Origin of the sequence: Chroococcidiopsis sp. (genome assembly GCF_051657925.1) — a bacterium.
Classification (GTDB): Bacteria; Cyanobacteriota; Cyanobacteriia; order Cyanobacteriales; family Chroococcidiopsidaceae; genus Chroococcidiopsis.
In genome coordinates, this window is the sequence record NZ_JBOFLP010000261.1 from 1 (window position 1) to 20,803 (window position 20,803).

17 protein-coding genes are annotated in these 20,803 nt (G+C 45.6%); 8 read left to right on the forward strand and 9 right to left on the reverse strand.

Going from position 1 to position 20,803, the window contains the following annotated elements:
- Nucleotides 1-13: 13 nt before the first annotated feature.
- Nucleotides 14-955 carry an SDR family oxidoreductase gene (locus tag ACRC32_RS21345; RefSeq protein WP_438555850.1) on the reverse strand — a complete coding sequence of 314 codons (942 nt, stop codon included), beginning with the start codon at nt 953-955 and terminating at the stop codon, nt 14-16.
- Nucleotides 956-1,544: 589 nt separating this feature from the next.
- On the opposite strand from ACRC32_RS21345, the gene ACRC32_RS21350 reads away from it, so the two are divergent.
- The 4 genes from ACRC32_RS21350 to ACRC32_RS21365 all read left to right on the forward strand — a co-directional run bounded on the left by ACRC32_RS21350 (nt 1,545) and on the right by ACRC32_RS21365 (nt 6,729).
- A complete protein-coding gene (locus tag ACRC32_RS21350) occupies nt 1,545-2,267 on the forward strand; it encodes a DUF4198 domain-containing protein (protein WP_438555851.1) in 723 nt (240 codons plus the stop codon).
- A gap of 210 nt (nt 2,268-2,477) precedes the next feature.
- Nucleotides 2,478-3,464 carry a zinc-dependent alcohol dehydrogenase family protein gene (locus tag ACRC32_RS21355; RefSeq protein ID WP_438555852.1) on the forward strand — a complete coding sequence of 329 codons (987 nt, stop codon included), beginning with the start codon at nt 2,478-2,480 and terminating at the stop codon, nt 3,462-3,464.
- A 473-nt stretch (nt 3,465-3,937) separates the two neighbouring features.
- A complete protein-coding gene (dnaK, locus tag ACRC32_RS21360; RefSeq protein WP_438555853.1) occupies nt 3,938-5,851 on the forward strand; it encodes a molecular chaperone DnaK in 1,914 nt (637 codons plus the stop codon).
- 230 nt (nt 5,852-6,081) lie between these two features.
- A complete protein-coding gene (locus ACRC32_RS21365; protein ID WP_438555854.1) occupies nt 6,082-6,729 on the forward strand; it encodes an acetoacetate decarboxylase family protein in 648 nt (215 codons plus the stop codon).
- Nucleotides 6,730-6,777: 48 nt separating this feature from the next.
- Here ACRC32_RS21365 and ACRC32_RS21370 read toward each other — a convergent pair whose 3' ends face one another.
- Nucleotides 6,778-7,293, reverse strand: coding sequence for a response regulator transcription factor (locus ACRC32_RS21370; RefSeq protein ID WP_438555855.1), 516 nt, complete (start codon nt 7,291-7,293; stop codon nt 6,778-6,780).
- Between the two features lie 222 nt (nt 7,294-7,515).
- Here ACRC32_RS21370 and ACRC32_RS21375 point away from each other — a divergent pair, with 222 nt between their 5' ends.
- Nucleotides 7,516-8,004: a TIGR00725 family protein gene (locus ACRC32_RS21375; protein WP_438555856.1), complete on the forward strand. Its 489-nt coding sequence runs from the start codon at nt 7,516-7,518 to the stop codon at nt 8,002-8,004.
- 46 nt (nt 8,005-8,050) lie between these two features.
- On the opposite strand, the gene ACRC32_RS21380 is transcribed toward ACRC32_RS21375, so the two are convergent.
- The 3 genes from ACRC32_RS21380 to rpmG all read right to left on the reverse strand — a co-directional run bounded on the left by ACRC32_RS21380 (nt 8,051) and on the right by rpmG (nt 10,731).
- Nucleotides 8,051-10,108, reverse strand: coding sequence for a ribonuclease catalytic domain-containing protein (locus tag ACRC32_RS21380; protein ID WP_438555876.1), 2,058 nt, complete (start codon nt 10,106-10,108; stop codon nt 8,051-8,053).
- Nucleotides 10,109-10,318: 210 nt separating this feature from the next.
- Entirely contained in the window at nt 10,319-10,534 is a 216-nt protein-coding gene (gene rpsR / locus ACRC32_RS21385; RefSeq protein WP_015154143.1) for a 30S ribosomal protein S18, read from the reverse strand.
- Nucleotides 10,535-10,536: 2 nt separating this feature from the next.
- On the reverse strand, nt 10,537-10,731 hold the full coding sequence (gene rpmG / locus ACRC32_RS21390) for a 50S ribosomal protein L33 (protein ID WP_015154144.1): 195 nt from the start codon (nt 10,729-10,731) through the stop codon (nt 10,537-10,539).
- Between the two features lie 179 nt (nt 10,732-10,910).
- Between rpmG and ACRC32_RS21395 the strand changes: the two genes are divergently transcribed.
- Nucleotides 10,911-12,176, forward strand: coding sequence for a molybdopterin molybdotransferase MoeA (locus ACRC32_RS21395; protein WP_438555857.1), 1,266 nt, complete (start codon nt 10,911-10,913; stop codon nt 12,174-12,176).
- An 87-nt stretch (nt 12,177-12,263) separates the two neighbouring features.
- On the opposite strand, the gene ACRC32_RS21400 is transcribed toward ACRC32_RS21395, so the two are convergent.
- On the reverse strand, nt 12,264-14,582 hold the full coding sequence (locus ACRC32_RS21400) for a PhoD-like phosphatase (RefSeq protein WP_438555858.1): 2,319 nt from the start codon (nt 14,580-14,582) through the stop codon (nt 12,264-12,266).
- Between the two features lie 502 nt (nt 14,583-15,084).
- Here ACRC32_RS21400 and ACRC32_RS21405 point away from each other — a divergent pair.
- Nucleotides 15,085-16,236 (forward strand): pyridoxal-phosphate-dependent aminotransferase family protein, encoded by a 1,152-nt coding sequence (locus tag ACRC32_RS21405; protein ID WP_438555877.1) that lies wholly within the window; start codon nt 15,085-15,087, stop codon nt 16,234-16,236.
- Between the two features lie 269 nt (nt 16,237-16,505).
- On the opposite strand, the gene ACRC32_RS21410 is transcribed toward ACRC32_RS21405, so the two are convergent.
- The 3 genes from ACRC32_RS21410 to ACRC32_RS21420 form a co-directional block, all read right to left on the reverse strand.
- The gene (locus tag ACRC32_RS21410; protein ID WP_015154149.1) at nt 16,506-16,736 is read right to left on the reverse strand and encodes a DUF2949 domain-containing protein; all 231 of its coding nucleotides are present in this window, start codon (nt 16,734-16,736) and stop codon (nt 16,506-16,508) included.
- A gap of 451 nt (nt 16,737-17,187) precedes the next feature.
- The gene (locus ACRC32_RS21415) at nt 17,188-18,309 is read right to left on the reverse strand and encodes an AI-2E family transporter (protein ID WP_438555859.1); all 1,122 of its coding nucleotides are present in this window, start codon (nt 18,307-18,309) and stop codon (nt 17,188-17,190) included.
- A gap of 68 nt (nt 18,310-18,377) precedes the next feature.
- On the reverse strand, nt 18,378-18,602 hold the full coding sequence (locus ACRC32_RS21420) for a hypothetical protein (protein WP_438555860.1): 225 nt from the start codon (nt 18,600-18,602) through the stop codon (nt 18,378-18,380).
- A 189-nt stretch (nt 18,603-18,791) separates the two neighbouring features.
- Here ACRC32_RS21420 and ftsH point away from each other — a divergent pair, with 189 nt between their 5' ends.
- Nucleotides 18,792-20,735, forward strand: a complete 1,944-nt coding sequence (ftsH, locus tag ACRC32_RS21425) for an ATP-dependent zinc metalloprotease FtsH (RefSeq protein ID WP_438555861.1) — start codon at nt 18,792-18,794, stop codon at nt 20,733-20,735.
- Nucleotides 20,736-20,803: the final 68 nt, after the last annotated feature.

The window sequence follows — 20,803 nt, forward strand, 5'->3', positions numbered from 1 at the left end:
CACGACTCGACAGTTAAGGCAAAATCTTCTCTAGCCACTCGGTAAAACTGGGAATCGTCCAGTGGCGGAAATCGCCTTCGACTTTGTCGTAACCTGTAATTGGAGCAAAGACGTTGTTAGGTGCATCTTCTGATTTAACTTCCTTAGTACGTTGTCCTTGAAAACCTACCAGTACCAGCAGAGTATCTACTAGAGATGGTGATAGCCGTTGCAGCAGATCTAGGACTCTACCTACATCTCCTACAATGTAGTCGCGGGTAGGATGTTCGGCAGCGTAGAGGATGGCATCGGCAACCAGACTCGGCTGGTAGTAAGGAGGTATACCCGTGGGTTTTACTCCCAGTTTGGTTTTGACTTTGTTGTAGTAGGGAGTATTGATCACCGCAGGTAGGATACTGGTGACGCTGATAGGGATGTTTTCGTGTTGTAATTCGACGCGCAGAGATTCCAGAAAGCCTTCTAAGCCGTGCTTAGCTGACGAATAAGGACTTTGCAAAGGGAGCGATCGCCTGCCTTCCACTGAGGAAATGTGAATCAGCGCCCCTCGTCCTTCTTGCTTCAAATATGGTAAAGCTGCCATTGCACCATAAACTTGTCCCATTAATACAACGTCAATGACACGTTTAAATTCTTCTGGCGTAATTTGTTCAAACGGGGCAAGAATACCAGTAGCAGCCGCATGAACCCAAGTATCGAGTCTGCCGTAGGTTGCTACTGCTTTATCTGCGATCGCTTTGACTTGTTGAAACTCACTAACATCCGCCAGAATATAAGTCGCCTCTCCTTTTGCCGCTTTGATTTCTTCCACTAGGGAGATCAACCCTGGTTCACTACGAGCAGCCACGACAACTTTTGCGCCTTTTGCAGCAAATCTTAACGCTGTTTCTCGTCCAATTCCACTAGATGCACCAACAATTGCCACAACTTGTTGCGCGATCGGCTTAAGTTTTGTCACTGTGTCTCCTTAAGATGACTCGTTTTTCCTCTCACATCCATCGAAGCTAGGAAAAATGCCGAGTTTAAATAGATGATTGTGAACTTTTATTAACTAATGTAATTAATTTTAAGAAGTGGGACATCAGCCGAAAGATTGGTTGCGATCGCGCGTTAGTTTTCAGACTATTGAGGATGAATTAATTTTCTGACATCACTCTTAGGGAGTAAAAATCACATTTTTATACTTAATAAATGTATTCAGAGAACGAGTTCTAACTTTTAATTTAACTTTCCGAGCGAACGAGAACTCTGTCATTCTTGTATGAAATAATTTTGCTTTGTTTATCGTTTTGTGTTTCACTAGTTTCGAGCGATACGTAATGTTGTAGTTGCGCTAATGACATCGCATAATCTTCCAGTCAAAATTTACTTTATTTTAATAAAGTTTTTCATGTAGATGCCCTATCTGGGCATTGTATTTTCTCAATAAAAAAAGTTTACTGAAATCATCTACTGACGACTGATTTTTACTCAATACTTGTGCAGATATTCAAGTATTTTAGCAGTAAAAAACGGAAGTTCATAAATTACTAAATGAGGAAGCGATCGTGAGGAAACAATTAAGCAGATTGATGCTGGCTCTGACAATTTTGCCATTAATTAGTCAGCCAGTTTTCGCCCACGTTATCTGGGTAATCAAGGGCGAAAAGCAAGGAGAGTACGAAGTTTTATACGGACATCCAGAGGAGGATAAACCAGAAGCATACGATTCAATCAAATTTCAAGAAGCTATAGCTTACAATAGTTATGGATTTCCTCAACCGTTAGAAGTTAAAAGAAAATATGAAGGTGTAACCCTAGTTTCTCCAGAAGATATTGCTGTCATTACTGCCGTCAATAACAACGGTTACTTTATTGTTTCCAACGACAATGAATACACAAACGTTTTCCGACCAGATGCTTTAGCAGCTAACAACGAAGCGACTAAAGTTACTCACACATTCAAATACACCAAATCTTTTTTCCAGCCTACAGGTTTAGTTACCCAACCATTTGGAATGAAAATGGAAATTGTACCTTTACAAGATCCGTTTGATGTTGGTGCAGGCGGCTCGTTGCGCTTGCAAGTCTTGTTTGAAGGTAAACCCGTACCGAAGGCAATTTTAGAATATGAAGGTCAAGAAATACCGATAAACGATCGCGGGATTGCGACAATTACTCTGACACAGCAAGAGGTACAAATTATTGAGGCAGAGTACAGAGTTCCTGCCAAAGACGATCCAGCTACAGATGAAATTGCTTACGCTGCTTCGCTCGCAATTCAGAAATAAGTAAGTGGGTGGGCAATGCCCACCCTACGCTTGAACTTTACTTCTAAAATCTTGTGCGATCGCAAGTTATTTATACAAACACAATATTTTGCATTTCTATAGTATAAAACAGTAAATAGAGAGTTGTTAGTTGTTAATTAATGATTATTGGTCATCGATAACTGATAACTGATAACTGATAACTGATAACTGATAACTGATAACTGTTTTATGCGAGCAATGATACTAGAGGCACAGGGTAAACCGCTACGAGTAGCGGAACTGCCAATACCACAGCCTAATTCGCAACAGGTGCTGATTCGGGTTCGGGCTTGCGGTGTCTGTCGCACTGACTTGCATATCGTTGATGGAGAATTAACCCAACCCAAACTTCCCCTTGTACTGGGACATCAAATTGTTGGTACCGTTGCTGCTGTAGGGGAACAGGTGCAACAATTTCAAATAGGCGATCGCGTCGGTGTTCCGTGGCTAGGGCATACTTGCAATTGCTGTCGTTATTGCCTGAGTGGACGCGAAAACTTATGCGACTATGCCCAGTTTACGGGATATCAAATCGATGGCGGTTATGCTGAATATACTGTAGCCGATGCCCAGTTCTGCTTTCCCATTCCTGAAGGCTATCCCGACTTGCAAGCTGCACCGCTGTTGTGTGCCGGACTCATCGGTTATCGCTCCTATAGAATGGCAGAGGACGCAAAAACAATTGGTTTTTATGGTTTTGGTGCAGCCGCCCATATTTTGATTCAACTCGCTCGCTACCAGGGGCGAGAAGTGTATGCTTTTACTCGTGCGGGAGACGTGAAAGGGCAGGAATTTGCTCTAAATTTAGGTGCTGTCTGGGCTGGTAGTTCGGAAGATTTACCACCAGTTCCTTTGGATGCAGCAATTATTTTTGCCCCGATTGGTTCTTTGGTTCCGACTGCTTTGCGTGCGGTTGTTAAAGGTGGGGTGGTTGTCTGTGCCGGAATTCACATGAGTAACATTCCTTCCTTTCCTTACGAAATTTTATGGGAAGAAAGGGTATTGCGATCCGTTGCTAATTTGACGCGCCGTGATGGGGAAGAATTTCTGGCTTTAGCTCCTCAAGTTCCGGTTCGTACTGAAGTCCAGCCTTTTCCTTTAGTGCAAGCAAATGAAGCCTTAGATGCGCTGCGTAGCGGCAAAATTAACGGAGCTGCTGTAATTGTAGTGGAATAAGGCAAAAGCGCACGAGCGCACGAGTAGGGAGCAGTGAAGAGAGGCTGGTGAAATCAGTAGCTAGATGCTTCTTACTTACGACTTACGACTTATGACTTACGACTTGAATTGTCCCTTCACTCCTTATTTTGACGGCAAACACACCTAACCGATTACGGTTCACCCTATAACCACCAAGCCTTGAGTTCACTACATTAGACACAGTGAAAGCATACAGCAGCTATGTTAGGGGTTGAACAGTGGCAAACGGCATCACAAGCTACAAGCGCAAGCTACAAGCTCGGTCGCAAACCAACCGTCCTTACACTTGTTCGGCAAACCACCCTTCATCAAGTAGCTACCCACAATCAGTATATAGATCAGTACAAAAAGACAAAAACATTGTATTGAAGCTGGAGCGCTGCTAGTTCAACTTTTAGCTGTAGTGTATTCAATCGTTTTTAGTAGTTAGTGTTAGGGAGCCAGAACCTCCGATGGCAAAAGTAGTTGGAATTGACTTAGGTACGACGAACTCTTGTGTGGCAGTGATGGAAGGTGGTAAGCCTACTGTAATTGCCAACGCTGAGGGATTTCGCACAACGCCTTCTGTAGTAGCTTATGCCAAGAATGGCGATCGCTTGGTCGGTCAAATCGCTAAGCGTCAAGCGGTGATGAACCCAGAGAATACTTTTTACTCTGTTAAGCGTTTCATCGGACGCAAACATGAGGAAGTAACTCACGAAACCACTGAAGTTTCCTACAAGGTCTTGCGGGATAGCAGTGGCAATGTCAAACTCGATTGTCCTGCGGCTGGCAAGCAGTTTGCTCCAGAAGAAATTTCCGCTCAAGTGCTGCGTAAGCTGGTAGAAGATGCTAGCAAGTATCTCGGCGAAACGGTGACTCAAGCAGTTATTACCGTTCCTGCTTACTTCAACGACTCTCAGCGTCAAGCCACCAAAGACGCTGGTAAAATCGCTGGGATCGAAGTACTGCGGATTATCAACGAGCCTACCGCTGCTTCGCTTGCCTACGGATTTGACAAAAAGAGCAACGAAACCATTCTCGTATTTGACTTAGGTGGTGGTACGTTTGACGTATCGATCCTAGAAGTAGGCGATGGCGTATTTGAAGTACTCGCCACTTCTGGAGATACTCACTTAGGTGGTGACGACTTCGACAAGAAAATCGTTGATTACCTCGCTGAAGAATTTAGAAGATCTGAAGGCATCGACCTGCGTAAAGACAGACAAGCACTGCAACGCTTAACCGAAGCCGCAGAAAAAGCCAAGATCGAGTTATCTAGCGTCACCCAAGCAGAAATCAACCTGCCATTTATCACCGCAACCCAGGATGGTCCAAAACACCTGGATATGACGCTGACCCGTGCTAAGTTTGAAGAACTCTGCTCGGACTTGATCGATCGCTGTCGCGTTCCTGTAGAAAATGCGATGCGCGATGCCAAGCTAGATAAGAGTGCTATCAATGAAGTTGTCTTAGTTGGTGGTTCTACCCGTATTCCTGCTGTACAAGAAGTTGTCAAGCGGGTTTTGGGCAGAGATCCTAACCAAAGCGTCAACCCTGATGAAGTGGTAGCAGTTGGTGCAGCGATCCAAGCTGGCGTACTAGCTGGCGACGTTACAGGCATTCTGTTGCTCGACGTATCGCCACTGTCTCTAGGTGTAGAAACCCTTGGTGGTGTCATGACGCGGATTATTCCTCGCAACACCACGATTCCTACCAAGAAATCAGAGGTATTCTCCACCGCTGTAGACGGTCAAACAAATGTAGAAATTCACGTTCTACAAGGCGAACGGGAGATGTCCAACGACAACAAGAGCTTGGGAACCTTCCGTTTAGATGGCATTCCTCCCGCACCCCGTGGCGTACCCCAAATCGAAGTTACTTTTGATATCGACGCTAACGGTATCCTCAACGTGACTGCGAAGGATAAGGGTAGCGGTAAGGAGCAATCAATTAGCATCACTGGCGCTTCTACTCTCGACAAGAATGAAGTCGAGCGCATGGTGACGGAAGCTGAAAGAAATGCTTCGACTGACAAAGACCGCCGCGAGAAAGTCGATCGCAAGAACCAAGCTGACTCTTTGTCATACCAAGCCGAGAAGCAGTTGAAAGACTTGGGTGATAAAGTTCCAGCGAGCGATCGCACTAAGGTAGAAGGTTTAATTAAAGACCTGCGGGAAGCTGTCAATAAGGAAGATGACGAAGCGATCCAACGGGTAATGCCAGAACTACAACAAACCCTCTACGCGATCGGCACTAACCTCTATCAACAAGCTGGCGGTGCTGCGCCTGGTGGAGCCGATCCTGGTGCTGGTGGCGACGGTAGTTCTACCTCCGCGCCTAGTGGCGACGACGTAATCGACGCTGACTTCACCGAAAGCAAGTAAGCAAGTCAAAAGTCAAATTCGTAGGGGCGGGTTTTTTGAACATACCTGTGCGACAGCAATATAGTTCTTTGATTAAACCCGCCCGTACAAAAGCCAAAATAATTAATCTTCCCCATGTCAGTATTCCCCTGGATGGGGATTTTATTTTGATGCAAGGAGACAGAAGACGAATAATAAAATAAACCGAATTCTTCTCACTCACCACTCACCACTCACCACGCACCACTTTTATGTCTTACCCTCAAGCACCCTGGACGCTTCAAGGCTACGCTTATCAAACTCTGCAACTTCTGGAGTGCGATCGCGTGCGTCCCCTAATTCCTTCAGAATTAAATCTTGTTTCTGTCTTTCCTGGAAAAACCGTTGGCGGTGTCTATTTATCTCACTATGGTGCTGGTTCCGTGCTGGAATACAGCGAGCTAATCGTTGTTGCTGGTTTTGTCAGCTATGGTGGAAAAATTGGCAGCTGGATTTCCCACATTTATGTAGATAACCCTGATTCTGTAGCGGGTGGTCGCGAGATTTGGGGATTGCCAAAGGAAATAGCTGATTTTACCTGGACAGACCGTAACGTGACTGTTAGGCAAGGCGATCGCATTCTTTGCTGTTTGAAGTACCATCAGCAGAACTTTGGTCTGCCAATACCCTTGGGTGCATCTAGCTTTAGTAGTCTAAACTCTAATCTACTCCTGTTTCCCGCCCAGTTAAAGGCTCGTTTAGGATTAGTGAGTTCCCAATTAGAAATTCCTCCAGAAAGTCCTTTTGGGGGATTAGATCTCGGTCAACCTTGGTTGACAGTTCATGCTGACCAAATGGAATTGACAGTTGGTCAGCCTTCTATTGTGGGGCAAAGAGATTTAGAATTTAACGTAGTGTGACGAGAGATAACATGTAAAGACGCGAGATTTGCGTCTTTACATAGAGTATTAATAATCGTATCGGCTGAAACTCTTCCTGTCTACTGTTTCATTTTTCTTGAGCAGTATTCTTTTATCAGTTCGGGAATAAATCGGAGTTATCTTTGTAAAATTTTTTGGTTTTGCCTGCTCTTGTTTTGTTGCCAAAATTGTTTCAACTTTTAGCAAAACTTCATCTAAATCTATTGGCTTGCGAATGAAGCCGTCAATTTTGACCTTTCTGGGTTCTAATGGGGGCAAAGTGTCATAAGCCGTAACTAGCACGATCGAGACGGAAGGTTGATTTTGCGAGATCCACTGCGCGACTTCATATCCATCAATGTTTGGCATCATTACATCTAATAAAACCAAATCTGGTGGATTTGCTTCGATTTTTGCAATTGCTTTATATCCGCAATCTGTGGTGTCAACCTCATACCCCTCTGCATCTAATATTGTTGCCAAAAGCAAACAGTTGTCTAGCAAGTCATCGACAATCAGAACTTGCTTTTTTCTAGAATCAAGCTGGCAGAATAGGTCTTTCATAATTTTAATGATGTGCAATTGATGCTTTCACTGCACTGTCTTCCCTATTTTGCCCGCTCGGGTAAACCGATCGCCTCCCGCTAGGGAAATACTCTAGATTGCTAGCAAGAATTTTTTTATAAGATATAAAAAATATAAAAACACATAGACGCGATCGCTCTACAACTCAAATCTTATACGACAGGAAGCTAGGCTAGAGACAGAAGGTTGAAGGTTTTAGCGATGAGAAAAATTGCGATCGGGGTTATGGGAGCTGGAGAAAATGCCACAGTTATAGACTGTACCTCTGCCTATGAATTAGGTAAAGCGATCGCCCAACAAGGATGGGTATTGCTTACTGGTGGTAGAAGTGTAGGCGTGATGGACGCGGCTAGTCGGGGAGCAAAATCTGCAAATGGCTTAACAGTTGGAATCTTACCTGGTAGCGATCTCCATGATGTTTCTGAGGCAGTAGATATTGCGATCGCAACCGGGATGGGAAACGCTCGTAATAATATTAACGTTCTTTCTAGTGATGTTATTATCACCTGCGGTACGGGTGCAGGTACGATATCAGAAATTGCTTTAGCTTTGAAAGCAAATAAGCCAGTTATTTTATTAAATTCTGAAATAGAAAGTCAAAATTTCTGGCAAAAATTATCAGTAAATAATATTTATTTTGTTAGTAGTGTTGCAGCAGCGATCGCTACTGTCAAGACCCTAATTTTATAGAAAAGGTCAGTTCAAGCGTCGGGTGGGCTTTGCCCACCTTACTGTTTCAATTCGCAGCCACAGCCTCAGAATAGGACACTTCTTGAAACTGAATCGTATCTTGACGCGGATCGACGTAGGCAACTTTAATTAAAATTTGTTCGCCCAAGCTGACCCCACGTTTAAATGTCATCGGTAGCTGAAGTCCTAAATCTTCAATCAAGATCAGCGCCAAGCGCGAATCTTCCCGCAGCCACATTAAAACTATTGCCTGCCACACATCTTGAGCATGGCGGCGCAGGTACTCTAAACCCCAATAACGATTGGTCTGCCTTTCTACCAACGACATCTCTTGAGTCATGGCAAACACAGATTGCATCACTTCACGGAGTGCTTCCGCTGAAAACGGTGGAGTTTCACCCCGTAGGTGCGCCTTGAGTTGAAAATGGGTCAGCAAATCGCTATAGCGACGAATCGGAGAAGTTGCCTGAGTATACATCTCCAAGCCCAATCCAGCATGGCGGGTAGGAGTAATACTCATTTCGCTTTTAGGCATACAACGGCGCATAGCACAGGCACGCACGAAGCCAGCAGGCAATTGTAATAACTCTTCTTCTGGGGGTAACTCGGGCTGTGGCTGACCGCGAAATGGCAGGGCAAGATTATGTGCTTGACCGTAGCGTCCTGCAACTTCTCCAGCCAAAATCATCATTTCTGCCACCAGTTGGCGGGAGGAAGAATCGTTTAAGACTTCAATTGTAATTTCGTCGTCTTTAACTTTAATCGCGGTTTCTGGCAAACTAATACTAATTGCCCCCTGAGACTGTCGCCACGCTTGACGACAGCGCGCCCAGTTAGCGATCGCGGCGATTTCCGGCTCGGCTTGTACGCCTAGATCCAACATCTCATCGACATCTTCATAGGTCAGCCGATAGGTCGGTTTGATTAAACTGGCATGGATGGTATATTCTTGGACTGCTCCTGCTGCATCCAAAATGACACCAAAACTGAGAGCGCAGCAAACTTGACCCTGTATTAAGCTCATGGGTCCCGTCGCCAGTGCCACTGGAAACATGGAACTCATACCTGTCGGTAAGTACATGGTCGTACCGCGCCGCCGTGCTTCTAGATCTAATTCATCCTCTGGTAAGAGCCAACGAGTCGGATCGGCAATATGTATCCACAAGCGTTCTCGCCCATCAGCTAAGACTTCCCAGCTTACACCGTCGTCAATTTCGCTCGTACTCTGGTCGTCGATCGTGTAAACTTTCAAATAAGTTAAGTCCAGCCGTTGAGTGTCTGGGTCGGGGGGTGGAAATTCTAACCGCTGCTGCGCCACTGATATAACCTCGGTTGAGAATTCTACGGGGATTTGACTGCGGCGCAAGTGAAGGTTTTCATGCGGACTCCACAGACCCAAATCTACCAAAAGTTGAAATGCTGTTAAGGGAGTAGCATTACGCCCCAAAGTACTCATAGTCTCCGTCACGATCGCTGGTGGCGGATAAGCTCGTACGAGGGCATCTGGATTTAATCCCTGACGAGTCCCTTCAACTAAAAGTATTGCATACTTGGCGATCGCATCCAGGCGCTGGCGATCGTATCGCTGCCATTCTACGGCTTCTCCCTTCAGCGCTCGATCGGTACGCAACAGAAATTCGTGCTGTTCTCGCGCTCTTGTTGCCTCTACTTCAAGCTGGTGTTTCCGTTCTGCTACCTGGCTAGCAGAACGAGGCTCGTAAGCATCTCCCTTTTGCTTGAAATATATCTTATCTTCAGAAAGCAAATAGTGAGCGGCATAACACAGAGCTTGGCTCTGGTCGGAGAATAATAAGTTTGCCATCTGTGCTGGAGTGGCGCTTTCTCCTGCTTCTATCAGCAGCTCCCACGCTACCTCTAAGCTAGATGGGTCGAGATAAGGCTGTACTTCTGCTAAAAAGTTAGCAATATCTGAGGGTTTGTAAGACTGACCTCGGATTTCGTAGGTAAATTGGCGCGGGGCAAGGCTGTGGGATTGACCGCGATCGTCTATGACAAACCAACGAGTTTTACCATCTGGACGGTCTACCACTCCCAAACGGCGATCGCCTTGCACCCTAAATTCGACTAGCATTCCTTTGTCAATTGTCATTTGTCAATTGTCATTTGTCATTAGCGATTGACATTTCTACTACTCATCTTCTTTAGTCATTTGTCTTGTGTACAAATAAACTAACTATTTGCAAAAATACTCGATTTGTCAATTTAAACGCAGATGAATTGCCCGCAGCTACAAACTCTACCAGCAATCTATCTCTCTACAAATGACAAATAACGAATGACGAATGACAAGAATTTACCCTTCTGGATTGATGAAAGGTAACAAAGCCAATAATCGCGCCCGCTTGATAGCTACAGTTAAATCTCTCTGTTGCTTAGCGGTTAAGCCTGTGAGCCGACGGGGAAGAATTTTGCCCCGTTCGGTAATAAACTTCCGCAGCAAATCGACATCTTTGTAATCTATGGGGTCTTGAGGCTTAATCGGAGATAAACGACGACGGTAGAAACTCATGCTTACTTAATTTCCTTGTGGACGGTGTGACGGTTGCAGTGGGTACAGAATTTTTTCAGTTCTAGCCGCGCTGTAGTATTGCGGCGGTTTTTCATTGTCGTATATCGAGACACACCTGCCGATCGCTTGTCTGGATTCGTGCGACATTCGGTGCATTCCAGTGTCACAATAATACGGACACCCTTACCTTTAGCCATAGCTTTTCTAACTCTGGGGTCTTACCAAAATTTAACACAAACGTTTATTATCATATATTTCATCAGGTTTGTGCAAGTCAGTTATTCAGTGACTAGTGACTAGTGGCTGGTGACTAGAGAGGAGTTAAGTCACTCACCAATTACCCATAAACCTTGAATAAAAAGAGGAGTTAAGAACCATGCTGCCAGTCAGCCAAGCGGAGGCAACAATTTTAGACTTGGTGAAACCCCTGGACAAACAACGAGATGCAGAGTTTGTTTCTCTATTAATTGCCATTGAGCGGATATTGGCAGCACCAGCGATCGGTCATTTAGATTTTCCTCACTGGGATAATTCGGCAATGGATGGCTATGCAGTGCGTTATGAGGACGTACAATATGCTAGTTCACAACAGCCAGTGGTTTTGGATATAGTTGAAGAAATTTCAGCGGGGCGATCGCCGCAGCAGCCGATTAAGGCAGGGCAAGCAGCACGAATTTTTACGGGTGCAGTGATGCCAGAAGGGGCTGATACTGTAGTCATGCAGGAACAAACGCAGCAAGAGGGCGATCGCGTCGCTATCTTAACAGCTCCCCAACCTCAAGCCTTTGTTCGTCACCAGGCATCCTACTATCAAGCGGGGAAAACCCTATTAGCCCCAGGAACTATGCTTCGGGCGGCTCAAATAGCCGTGCTAGCAGCCGCACAGTGCAATCAATTGAAAGTCTATCGTCGTCCTCGCGTGGCAATTATCTCGACGGGGGATGAACTAGTTCACCCTGAAACTCCATTGGAAATCGGACAAATTGTCGATTCAAATCAGTATGCGTTAACGGCATTAGTGACGCAAACGGGAGCAGAACCAATACCAATGGGTATTGTACCCGATCGCCCCCTAGTACTGCAAAAAGCATTGTCTAAAGCGATCGCTACTGCTGATGTGGTGTTATCTTCTGGTGGCGTTTCTGTGGGTGATTACGACTATGTAGAGGAGATCTTAACGGCTTTGGGGGCGGAAATGCACGTTCGAGCTGTGGCGATGAAACCCGGAAAGCCGCTGACAGTGGCGAAGTTTTCTCCTGCTCATGCTACCGAACGGAAGCCAGTTCTATATTTTGGGCTACCAGGTAATCCCGTTTCGGCTTTGGTATGTTTTTGGCGATTCGTTCAACCTGCTTTGCGGAAGTTGTCGGGACTAGCTGACAATTGGGGACCAGTTTACGTCCGAGCGCGATCGCGTCAAGATTTGAACTCTGATGGCAAGCGAGAAACTTATATTTGGGGACAATTGCATTTGATTGATGGTTATTTTGAGTTTCAGCCCGCTAGTGGCAGTCTTAACTCTGGCAATTTAATTAATTTCGCTCAAGCTAATGGATTGGCAATGATTCCTGTGGGGCAAACTGGGATTGCTTCTGGGGAGGAAGTGAAAGTTTTACAGTTTGGGTTTCCGATAATGAGTTAATGTCGCGCAAAGACGCGCTAGCCGAAGGCGAAGCGAAGCGTTAGACGCGAAGAGAAGAATGCGAAGTACATTGTAGCGGTTGTGAGGCTATGCTTTGTCCGGTGAAGACGGGTGATATGCGAGATGGCTTTCAAAGCGACTGTAGACGATTCGGGTTGGATGCCAGGTAGAAAACCAATATATGTCTTGGATGGCTGTGTAAGAATGGCTCGTTTCTGCGAGTCGGAATTGTACTAGAGCTAAATTGTTTCTGCCGATCGCTTCTCGTCCTTCTTGAACTAAGCGAGATCGCCAAAAATAGAGAAACTGAAGCCACTGACGCTTGCTGCTAACTTGTTTTCTCGGTGAAATTAGCCATGTTACGTCGTTGCCAAAGCTAGGAGTGCGAGCGTTTTGTCGTGAGATCCATTCCAGCGTACAGTTCCAGTCAGGAGGATGTGATGGGCGGGAGTCGGGATCGCGGCGGGATTGTGGCGCTGAATGTTCGACCATCTTTGGTGGGTTGCTCCAACCGTTCCAATGGCGCATTCGTTCTGGAAGCAACCAATCTTTTAAGCGGGTGTGAACGATCCGCGTCAGAGTTTCTTCATTCTTCAACGCACTGCAAGTTAGCTGTGCCAAAACAGAGTTAGATTCGCCTAAATTAGATTCACGAGTGAGGCGAACCATCGAGCTGTAGTGAATGTCTCCAGATAAAACGACAACTTGTCGGCGTTGCTCGAATAGGGTAACTAAAAGTTGTGCGAGGGCTTCTAGATTAATATTCCAGGCATCGCCAACATCTGTGGCGAAGACATTGTTGCGGCGCAATTGCCAATGGTGAATCCAATCGATCGCCTGGAGATGAAATACATTCGTCGGTGCGATCGCGACAGTGACTTGAATTTGGGTTTCAGATGCTGATTGTCGCAGAGGTAGGCGCAGTTGTTGCTCGAAGGCAGTCGGACACAGTAGCATGGGTGGCGCGCTCGATTTTTCTTCGATGGGATAGCCTCGCCACGTCCGTGTATCTAAGACGATCGTTTCATGACAATGACTCCGTACCGTATAGTGCCAAGCGATCGCTTCTGGATGTCGTTTGAGGATTAATACCGCACCATCCTCTATGAAAGTTGGTAAATTCGTTTGCGCGTCGATGAGGGGCATTCCGACATAACGAGCAATGCGATCGTAGGCAACAGTGTCAGTCCCGCCCGATGACGACCAGTCGGCAGCAGCAGTCAGGAGTTCTGCACCCGATTGCCCTGCGGTGAATTGTTCGGGCGTATTGCCCCACGCTTGAAACATTGCATAGGCTAGTAGTGCATTTTGTACTGTCCGTCGTCCTAAAGGTCGTCCCAAAACGCGCAAGCACCAAGCGCGATTGAGGTTCCAGTCGTCGCTGACATCATGATCGTCAAAAATCGCGTACGTGGCAACATTGGCAAGAGCGCGTCGTACTTTCCACAATGTATGGATAAATTGCCGCAATGCCCGTGCTTCTCGATCCCAACGACGGCTAATTTGGCGGCGATCGCTAATTTGTCTTCCTGGGGGAATCTGCATCAGCCAGCATGTCGGCGACCAAGCTAGCAAATAGCAAGCATAGTACTCGCCTAAACTCAGTAAATGACTGTTGACCTTACCACGTTTATTGTGGAGTCCAGCTGTAAAACCCGCTTGAGTGGTAGCAACTTCAGCTCGTCGTCCAAAAGGTAGCTGTTGCGGCGTATAATACTCTACATCATCTGGTTCTCGCCAACCTACAGGCAGCTTTTCTTCCCAACCCAGCAGAGCATCGCCCAGAGGACTAGCAACCCACAAAAAAGGTTCGGCAACGTCATCGCCATAGATTTGATCGCCCGTGAGAAACAGTTGATGGGGACGGTATTGAGGTTGAGCGGCTCTATCCTCAATTAAGCTGTCGAGAATTGGTAGGGCATCATATCCACCCCCGTGCGGTTTGCGACAGGAACCTTGAACGATGCGTAAATCTTCTAAACGACGCGGTGGCAGAACAAAGGTAGGTTTTTGATGGGCGAAGTAGCTAATGCTAACTGTAGGAAAGTCGAGCGATTGTAAAGCCTGTTGTAGGGTTTTTGGGCTTTGCTGTGGGTCGTCGAACGAAAACCGAAGGTCGTAGGCATAGAGGCGATCGCTATTCAGATAGTTTCCTTCAGACTTAGCAGTCACCGCCACCACATGCAGAGACTTTCCCAACGCTACGGTCGGGTATCTCCCTTGCAATACACTCGTTCCTAGCACCGTACCCCGATCTGCCGTTTCGTAAATCGTCAGCTCTACCTCAGCAGGTTGTTTGAGTGCTACCCAAACTGTGACAGATTCGGCAGTTACGTGTCGTAGAATGGGACCTGCCAAGACAATTGGTAATCCTTGTATTAACTTGTCCCAAGCTCGATCTTTCATGGCAAATTATTTGCTCGTCAATAGCGGTTTTCAATTGGGTAAAACACGCGATCTGTAGGGGCGCACAGATGTGCGCCCCTACTACAAATGTCACGCTCTCAAAAGTTTCGTCCTGGGTCTACCAAATATACAGACATACTAGATATATTTGATACCTGCGACAATATAGTATATGTCAAACGTTCTACTTCCTGTCCTCTGCCTCTTGGCTTATCGATCGCTTTTTAGCGGGTTTTTGGCGATCGGGTGATAAAATAAAAGGCTGCCATGATAGGAAAACTCAACCAAACGCCGTAAGAATTTGTAATTCAGCTTATGAATCGTTAAATTTATTCATACAAAAAACCAAGATTCCTCAATTGCGATCGCCAGATTCGTCTATAAGATCGATTTACGAGTTATAAACTACAGATCGCAAACCACAAGTCACGAAATAGAGATCGCGCTTGGATTGACGTGTAGCCAATGGATTCACCTCGATAGATAGTAGGACAAACTTATGATGAACGACAAGTTAATGCTGATGATTCCTGGTCCCACGCCAGTACCGGAAGCAGCGTTACTCGCCCTCGCTAAACATCCCATCGGACACCGCACCAGCGAGTTTAGTAACATCTTGGCAGAAGTGACAGCAAATCTCAAATGGCTGCACCAAACCGAGAGTGACGTTTTGATGCTAACAGCCAGCGGCACTGGGGCAGTAGAAGCAGGAATCATTAACTTTCTCAGCCCAGGCGATCGCGTTTTGGTAGGATGCAATGGTAAATTTGGCGATCGCTGGGGAGAAGTTGCTGAAGCTTACGGTCTTCAAGTCGAGAAAATTACTGCCGAATGGGGACAACCCCTCGACCCCGCAGTATTTGCAGAGAAATTAGCAGCAGACAAAGACAAGCAAATTAAAGCCGTCATTCTCACCCACAGCGAAACTTCTACAGGCGTACTTAACGACTTAGAAGCGATCGTCACTCACGTTAAGGAACACGGCGAAGCCTTAATGATTCTCGATGCTGTCACCAGCTTGGGTGCGTATAACGTCCCGATGGATACTTTGGGTATTGATGTCATTGCGTCGGGTTCGCAAAAAGGCTATATGATTCCTCCAGGCTTAGGATTCGTTGCTGTTAGTCCCAAAGCTTGGGAAGCTTACAAAACGGCTAAGCTACCAAAGTACTATTTAGACTTGGGTAAATATCGTAAATCGACAGCGAAAAATACGACTCCCTTCACGCCGCCAGTGAATTTAATTGTGGCGCTGCACGCGACGTTAAAGATGATGAGAGAAGAGGGTTTAGAATCAATTTTTGCTCGTCATCAACGCCTGACTCAAGCGACTCGCGAAGCCGTAAAAGCTTTAAATTTACCTTTATTTGCAGCGGATGATTGTGCGAGTCCGGCAATTACATCTGTAGCACCAGATCGAGTCGATGCCGAACAAATTCGCTCGATTTTGAAGAAGAAATTTGATATTGCTCTAGCAGGCGGACAAGACCACTTGAAGGGGAAAATCTTCCGCATCGGACATTTAGGTTTTGTGAGCGATCGCGATATTCTCAGTGCGATCGGTGCTTTAGAAGTCGCTTTACGCGAATTGGGGTATGAAGGTTTCACCCCTGGAGCTGGCATAGCAGCAGCAGCTCGCGTGTTTGCTTCTTAAAACAGGGAGTAGGGAGCGCGCGAGTAGGGAGTAGGGAAGAACTTACTGCTTGTCTCTTCACGCGCACTACTCACTACCCCACTACTGGCTAATAATCAAAAGAGCGGAATGAATTCTCATCCCGCTCTCGCTGTTTAAGTTTAAATTTATGGGTAAAGTCTCTACAACTTCGCCAAAAAAGAAATTTCAGTTTGTGCATTGCTATTGAATATTTCTGCAACGTTTCTGTGATGACGCGCTTGAATTAAGCTGAATTGTTTATGGTTCTACTACGCTCTTTCCAACCAGTCATAAATTCGATCTAGTTGTTCGAGAGTAACTAAGCCATATTGCCATAAGATCATTGGCAAAGGACCAGGATCTTGTTCTCGATGGCGGGTAGCCATATCAATCGATGCTGCCGAAATTGATAAGTCTTCTTGGAGAAATTGCAGAAACTGCATGTATTTTGCTGGTGACATTTGGACTTCACCTTTTTGTTCCAACTGATTATTAAGCATCAAAGACTAAGTAATGAGTAAGTAGTAGCCAGTCTTTTATCTGTCACTTTTCCCAGACTGTCATGAGTATTCTTACTTGGGTAGCAAGCTCTTAGTCTAGGATTTACATTATTGTTGCACAGTTACAAATCGGGGGTGGAATAGAATTGTAGCGCAACTTAAATGATTTTCACTTAACTTAGTCCAATGATTAAAAATAATTTAAACCTCTTCACATTTTAGTTATATTTCTAGAGAAAAAAATTCGTACCTACGGAAAGGAATAGATTCGTCAGCCAAAAGTTGGAATTGAGTGATGAGAAGTGATATGTGGTGCGCTCAAGGTGGTGCGTGAATTCATTTTGGAGTTTAGTTGTTGGATTTTGGATTGCTCTCCTGCTCCCTTGCTCCCCTGCTCTTCTGCTGCTCTACTATCTGCTCCTGGGGAAAATTCATCTACAATCGATCGCTCTTAACTAGTCACATCATCTGAATTTGAAAGATTTTCCTTTGTCATGCTGGGATCGTGCAACCCGCACAATGAATCGAGTCCAGTAGTATCTTGCTTTCCACCCGACTGCCAGCGGTCTAGTACATCTTCTAACAAGACTTCGCGAAACCAAATTTTGCCTACTACAGTTAGAGGTAGCGCCAGTAATAAACCTAAAAAGCCGAAGAACGTGGCAAAAAATACTTGAGCTAGTAAAGTCACGGCTGGTAGTAACGATACCTGCTGCGCCATGATATATGGTGTCAAAAAATTACTCTCAATTTGTTGAATCACAAAATAGAGGACGAATACGAGTACGGATTTGATCGGCGTATCTAACAGCGCGATCGCCATAGGTGGAATGACACTGATAGTGGGACCGACATTGGGAATTAAATTGAGAAATCCTGCTAAAACTCCCAATGCCAAAGCTGCTGGTATTCGCAACACCGATAGTCCCACCATGCTCATCAGTGCAACTACGCTCGTGCTAATTAAAGCACCAGTCAGCCATTTGCCTAACGACTCCTCGCATTCGTGTAAAATTCCATCTATCCTACGGCGATAAAATGAAGGAAATAATCTAACAAAGCCCTGACGGTAAGCATGGGGATTAGCTAACATCATCCCCGTTAATACTAATACAAGTAAAAACTTGATAATAAATTCTAAAGAGCTAGTTACGAAAGCAAAAGAACCGCCCAAGATGCGCTCAAAAAATGGCTGTGCTTGTTTGCTAAGACTATCTACATTTGGTAAGTATGGAGCTACTTGCTGGGGAACGCGAGTTCCTAATTGTTCTATCCAAATATTGAATCGATCTAAACCTCTAGGAACCCTGACTGTAAGCTCTTGGAACTGCTCGATAAATGGTGGAACAATTAACCAGAAAAAACCAATAACTCCAGCTAGAAATATACCAACTGACAAGACAACAGCAAGCGATCGCCGCATTCCCGATCGCTGAAATCTTCTTGCTAACCGATTCAAGGCAGTTGATAGAATAACTGCGGCAAATAATAATAAGAGAAGTTGGCGAATTTGCCACAGAATATAAATAGAAGTAACGATGGCTAATAAACCGAGCCACTGACCTAGATTCATTTGTAATTGGGTAATGGGTAATGGGTAATGGGTAATGGGTAGTTGGTAGTTGCTTTTACCCTTACCCTTTATCGCTTACTCTTGTGAAATAGATATCGTAGATATAAGGCGATCGCCATAACGACGGTAGGTAATAATACTATAAATAGTGCTTGGCTTGATGTACCACTCAAAGGCAAGTAAGCACCACCATATTTAATCAGATATGACAGAGCGGCAGAGACAATCATCAGCTCTGCAATAAACCATAACTGTTGTTTCCATCCCTCAAAAGCATTCATAGTATTTGTCATTGGTTATTGGTCATTGGTCATTTGTCATTTGTTGCAACAGGCAAGAAGTATTTTCTTAATCTTCCCCTACTCCCTACTCCCTCAAGAAAGTTCGGCTGTTGCGACAGATATATGGAGTAGTCACCGAACCAGTTAAAGTGTTGAAAATCTTTACAATACGTATAAAACGATGCATAAAAATTAATCAAAATGCCTGTTGAAACCAATAATAATCGCCAGTTCAAACCGCCTAGAGTCCGGCAGTTTGGTGGCAGTTTACTCATTTTGTTGACTGTACTATTACTGCTCAACTTTATTGTTCCCAGTTTTGGAGCTAGACAGCCACAGGTTGCTTATAGTGACTTCATTGCACAAGTAGAAGCAAATCGGGTAGATAGAGCTATTGTAGGGGGCGATCGCATTGAGTTTACTCTCAAGGCAGATCCTAACCAACCGGAAAGTAGCCTTCCGGCAAACCAAGTACTCACGACTACGCCAGTCGCAATTGACTTAGACTTACCCAAGATCCTGCGCGATCACAATGTTAAGTTTACTGCTCCAGCACCAAGTAATAGTGGCTGGATCGGCACTCTTCTTAGTTGGGTCGTACCTCCATTAATTTTCTTTGGGATTTGGGGTTTTCTACTCAACCGTCAAGGTGGTGGTCCCGCAGCTTTAACTGTAGGTAAAAGTAAAGCACGGATCTACTCTGAAGGTAGTACTGGCGTGAAATTTACCGATGTAGCCGGGGTTGATGAAGCGAAGGCAGAACTACAAGAAATTGTCGATTTCCTCAAAAATGCTAGTAAATATACCCGTTTAGGTGCGAAAATTCCCAAAGGCGTGCTGTTGGTGGGTCCTCCTGGAACAGGTAAAACTCTGCTAGCAAAAGCGATCGCGGGTGAAGCTGGTGTCCCCTTCTTCAGTATCTCCGGTTCGGAATTTATCGAGCTATTCGTCGGTGTCGGTGCGGCGCGAGTACGCGACATGTTCGTCCAGGCGAAGCAACAATCTCCCTGTATCGTCTTTATTGACGAGTTAGATGCTTTGGGTAAGTCTCGCGGTGGTGCGAATGGTTTCCCTGGTGGTAATGACGAACGGGAACAAACCCTGAACCAGTTACTTACTGAAATGGATGGTTTTGATGCTAATACGGGTGTCATTATCATTGCTGCAACGAACCGTCCTGAAGTCTTAGACCCTGCATTACGTCGTCCTGGTCGTTTTGACCGTCAGGTAGTGGTAGACCGTCCCGATAAAATCGGTCGAGAATCGATTCTTAAAGTCCACGCGAGAAGCGTCAAATTAGCCGAGGATGTCGATCTAGATACGATCGCTACGCGGACTCCCGGTTTTGCTGGTGCTGACTTAGCTAACTTAGTCAACGAGGCGGCGCTATTAGCGGCGCGACAAAATCGCGATGCTGTTACTCAAGCAGATTTTAACGAAGCAATCGAACGAGTCATTGGTGGTTTAGAAAAGCGATCGCGGGTACTCAATGAAACCGAGAAAAAGACGGTTGCTTATCACGAAGTCGGTCACGCGATTATCGCTGCTCTGATGCCAGGTGCGGGTAGAGTCGAGAAAATCTCTGTCGTGCCTCGCGGTGTTGGTGCTTTGGGTTACACTCTCCAGTTGCCGGAAGAAGACCGCTTTTTGATGATTGAGGATGAAATTCGCGGTCGGATTGCTACACTGTTAGGCGGGCGATCGGCAGAAGAGTTAATCTTTGGTAAAGTCTCGACTGGTGCGAGTGATGACATTCAAAAAGCTACTGATTTGGCAGAGCGTGCTGTTACCCTGTACGGTATGAGCGATAACTTGGGACCCGTAGCATTTGAAAAGACTCAACAAGACTTTCTCGGTGGTTATGGCAATCCGCGCCGTTCCGTTAGTCCGAAAGTCGCCGAGGAGATCGATCGCGAGGTGAAAGAAATTGTCGATGGAGCGCATCACATCGCGCTGGCTACCTTGTCCAATAATAAGGAGTTATTGGAAGAAACAGCCCAGCTGTTATTACAGAAAGAAATTCTTGAAGGTGCAGAACTGCGGGAACGACTCAACCGCGCTCAAGCTCCAGCCGATATGGAAGAGTGGTTGCGATCGGGTAAATTACCTCAAGATCGGCCTTTGATGCAATCTGTTTTGGTGTAGTTAACAGTTATCAGTCAACAGTTAAATAGCGATCGCTCTTGTCGGGGGCGATCGTTTTTTAGTTCGCT

Excerpts from the sequence above, each read along its gene's own strand:
- ACRC32_RS21420 (WP_438555860.1), bottom strand. The coding sequence starts at position 18,602 with ATGACAAATACTATGAATGCTTTTGAGGGATGGAAACAACAGTTATGG.
- ACRC32_RS21400 (WP_438555858.1), bottom strand. The coding sequence starts at position 14,582 with ATGAAAGATCGAGCTTGGGACAAGTTAATACAAGGATTACCAATTGTC.
- ACRC32_RS21355 (WP_438555852.1), top strand. The coding sequence starts at position 2,478 with ATGCGAGCAATGATACTAGAGGCACAGGGTAAACCGCTACGAGTAGCG.
- ACRC32_RS21415 (WP_438555859.1), bottom strand. The coding sequence starts at position 18,309 with ATGAATCTAGGTCAGTGGCTCGGTTTATTAGCCATCGTTACTTCTATT.
- rpmG (WP_015154144.1), bottom strand. The coding sequence starts at position 10,731 with ATGGCTAAAGGTAAGGGTGTCCGTATTATTGTGACACTGGAATGCACC.
- ACRC32_RS21405 (WP_438555877.1), top strand. The coding sequence starts at position 15,085 with ATGAACGACAAGTTAATGCTGATGATTCCTGGTCCCACGCCAGTACCG.
- dnaK (WP_438555853.1), top strand. The coding sequence starts at position 3,938 with ATGGCAAAAGTAGTTGGAATTGACTTAGGTACGACGAACTCTTGTGTG.
- ACRC32_RS21370 (WP_438555855.1), bottom strand. The coding sequence starts at position 7,293 with ATGAAAGACCTATTCTGCCAGCTTGATTCTAGAAAAAAGCAAGTTCTG.
- ACRC32_RS21375 (WP_438555856.1), top strand. The coding sequence starts at position 7,516 with ATGAGAAAAATTGCGATCGGGGTTATGGGAGCTGGAGAAAATGCCACA.
- ftsH (WP_438555861.1), top strand. The coding sequence starts at position 18,792 with ATGCCTGTTGAAACCAATAATAATCGCCAGTTCAAACCGCCTAGAGTC.
- ACRC32_RS21395 (WP_438555857.1), top strand. The coding sequence starts at position 10,911 with ATGCTGCCAGTCAGCCAAGCGGAGGCAACAATTTTAGACTTGGTGAAA.
- rpsR (WP_015154143.1), bottom strand. The coding sequence starts at position 10,534 with ATGAGTTTCTACCGTCGTCGTTTATCTCCGATTAAGCCTCAAGACCCC.
- ACRC32_RS21410 (WP_015154149.1), bottom strand. The coding sequence starts at position 16,736 with ATGCTTAATAATCAGTTGGAACAAAAAGGTGAAGTCCAAATGTCACCA.
- ACRC32_RS21365 (WP_438555854.1), top strand. The coding sequence starts at position 6,082 with ATGTCTTACCCTCAAGCACCCTGGACGCTTCAAGGCTACGCTTATCAA.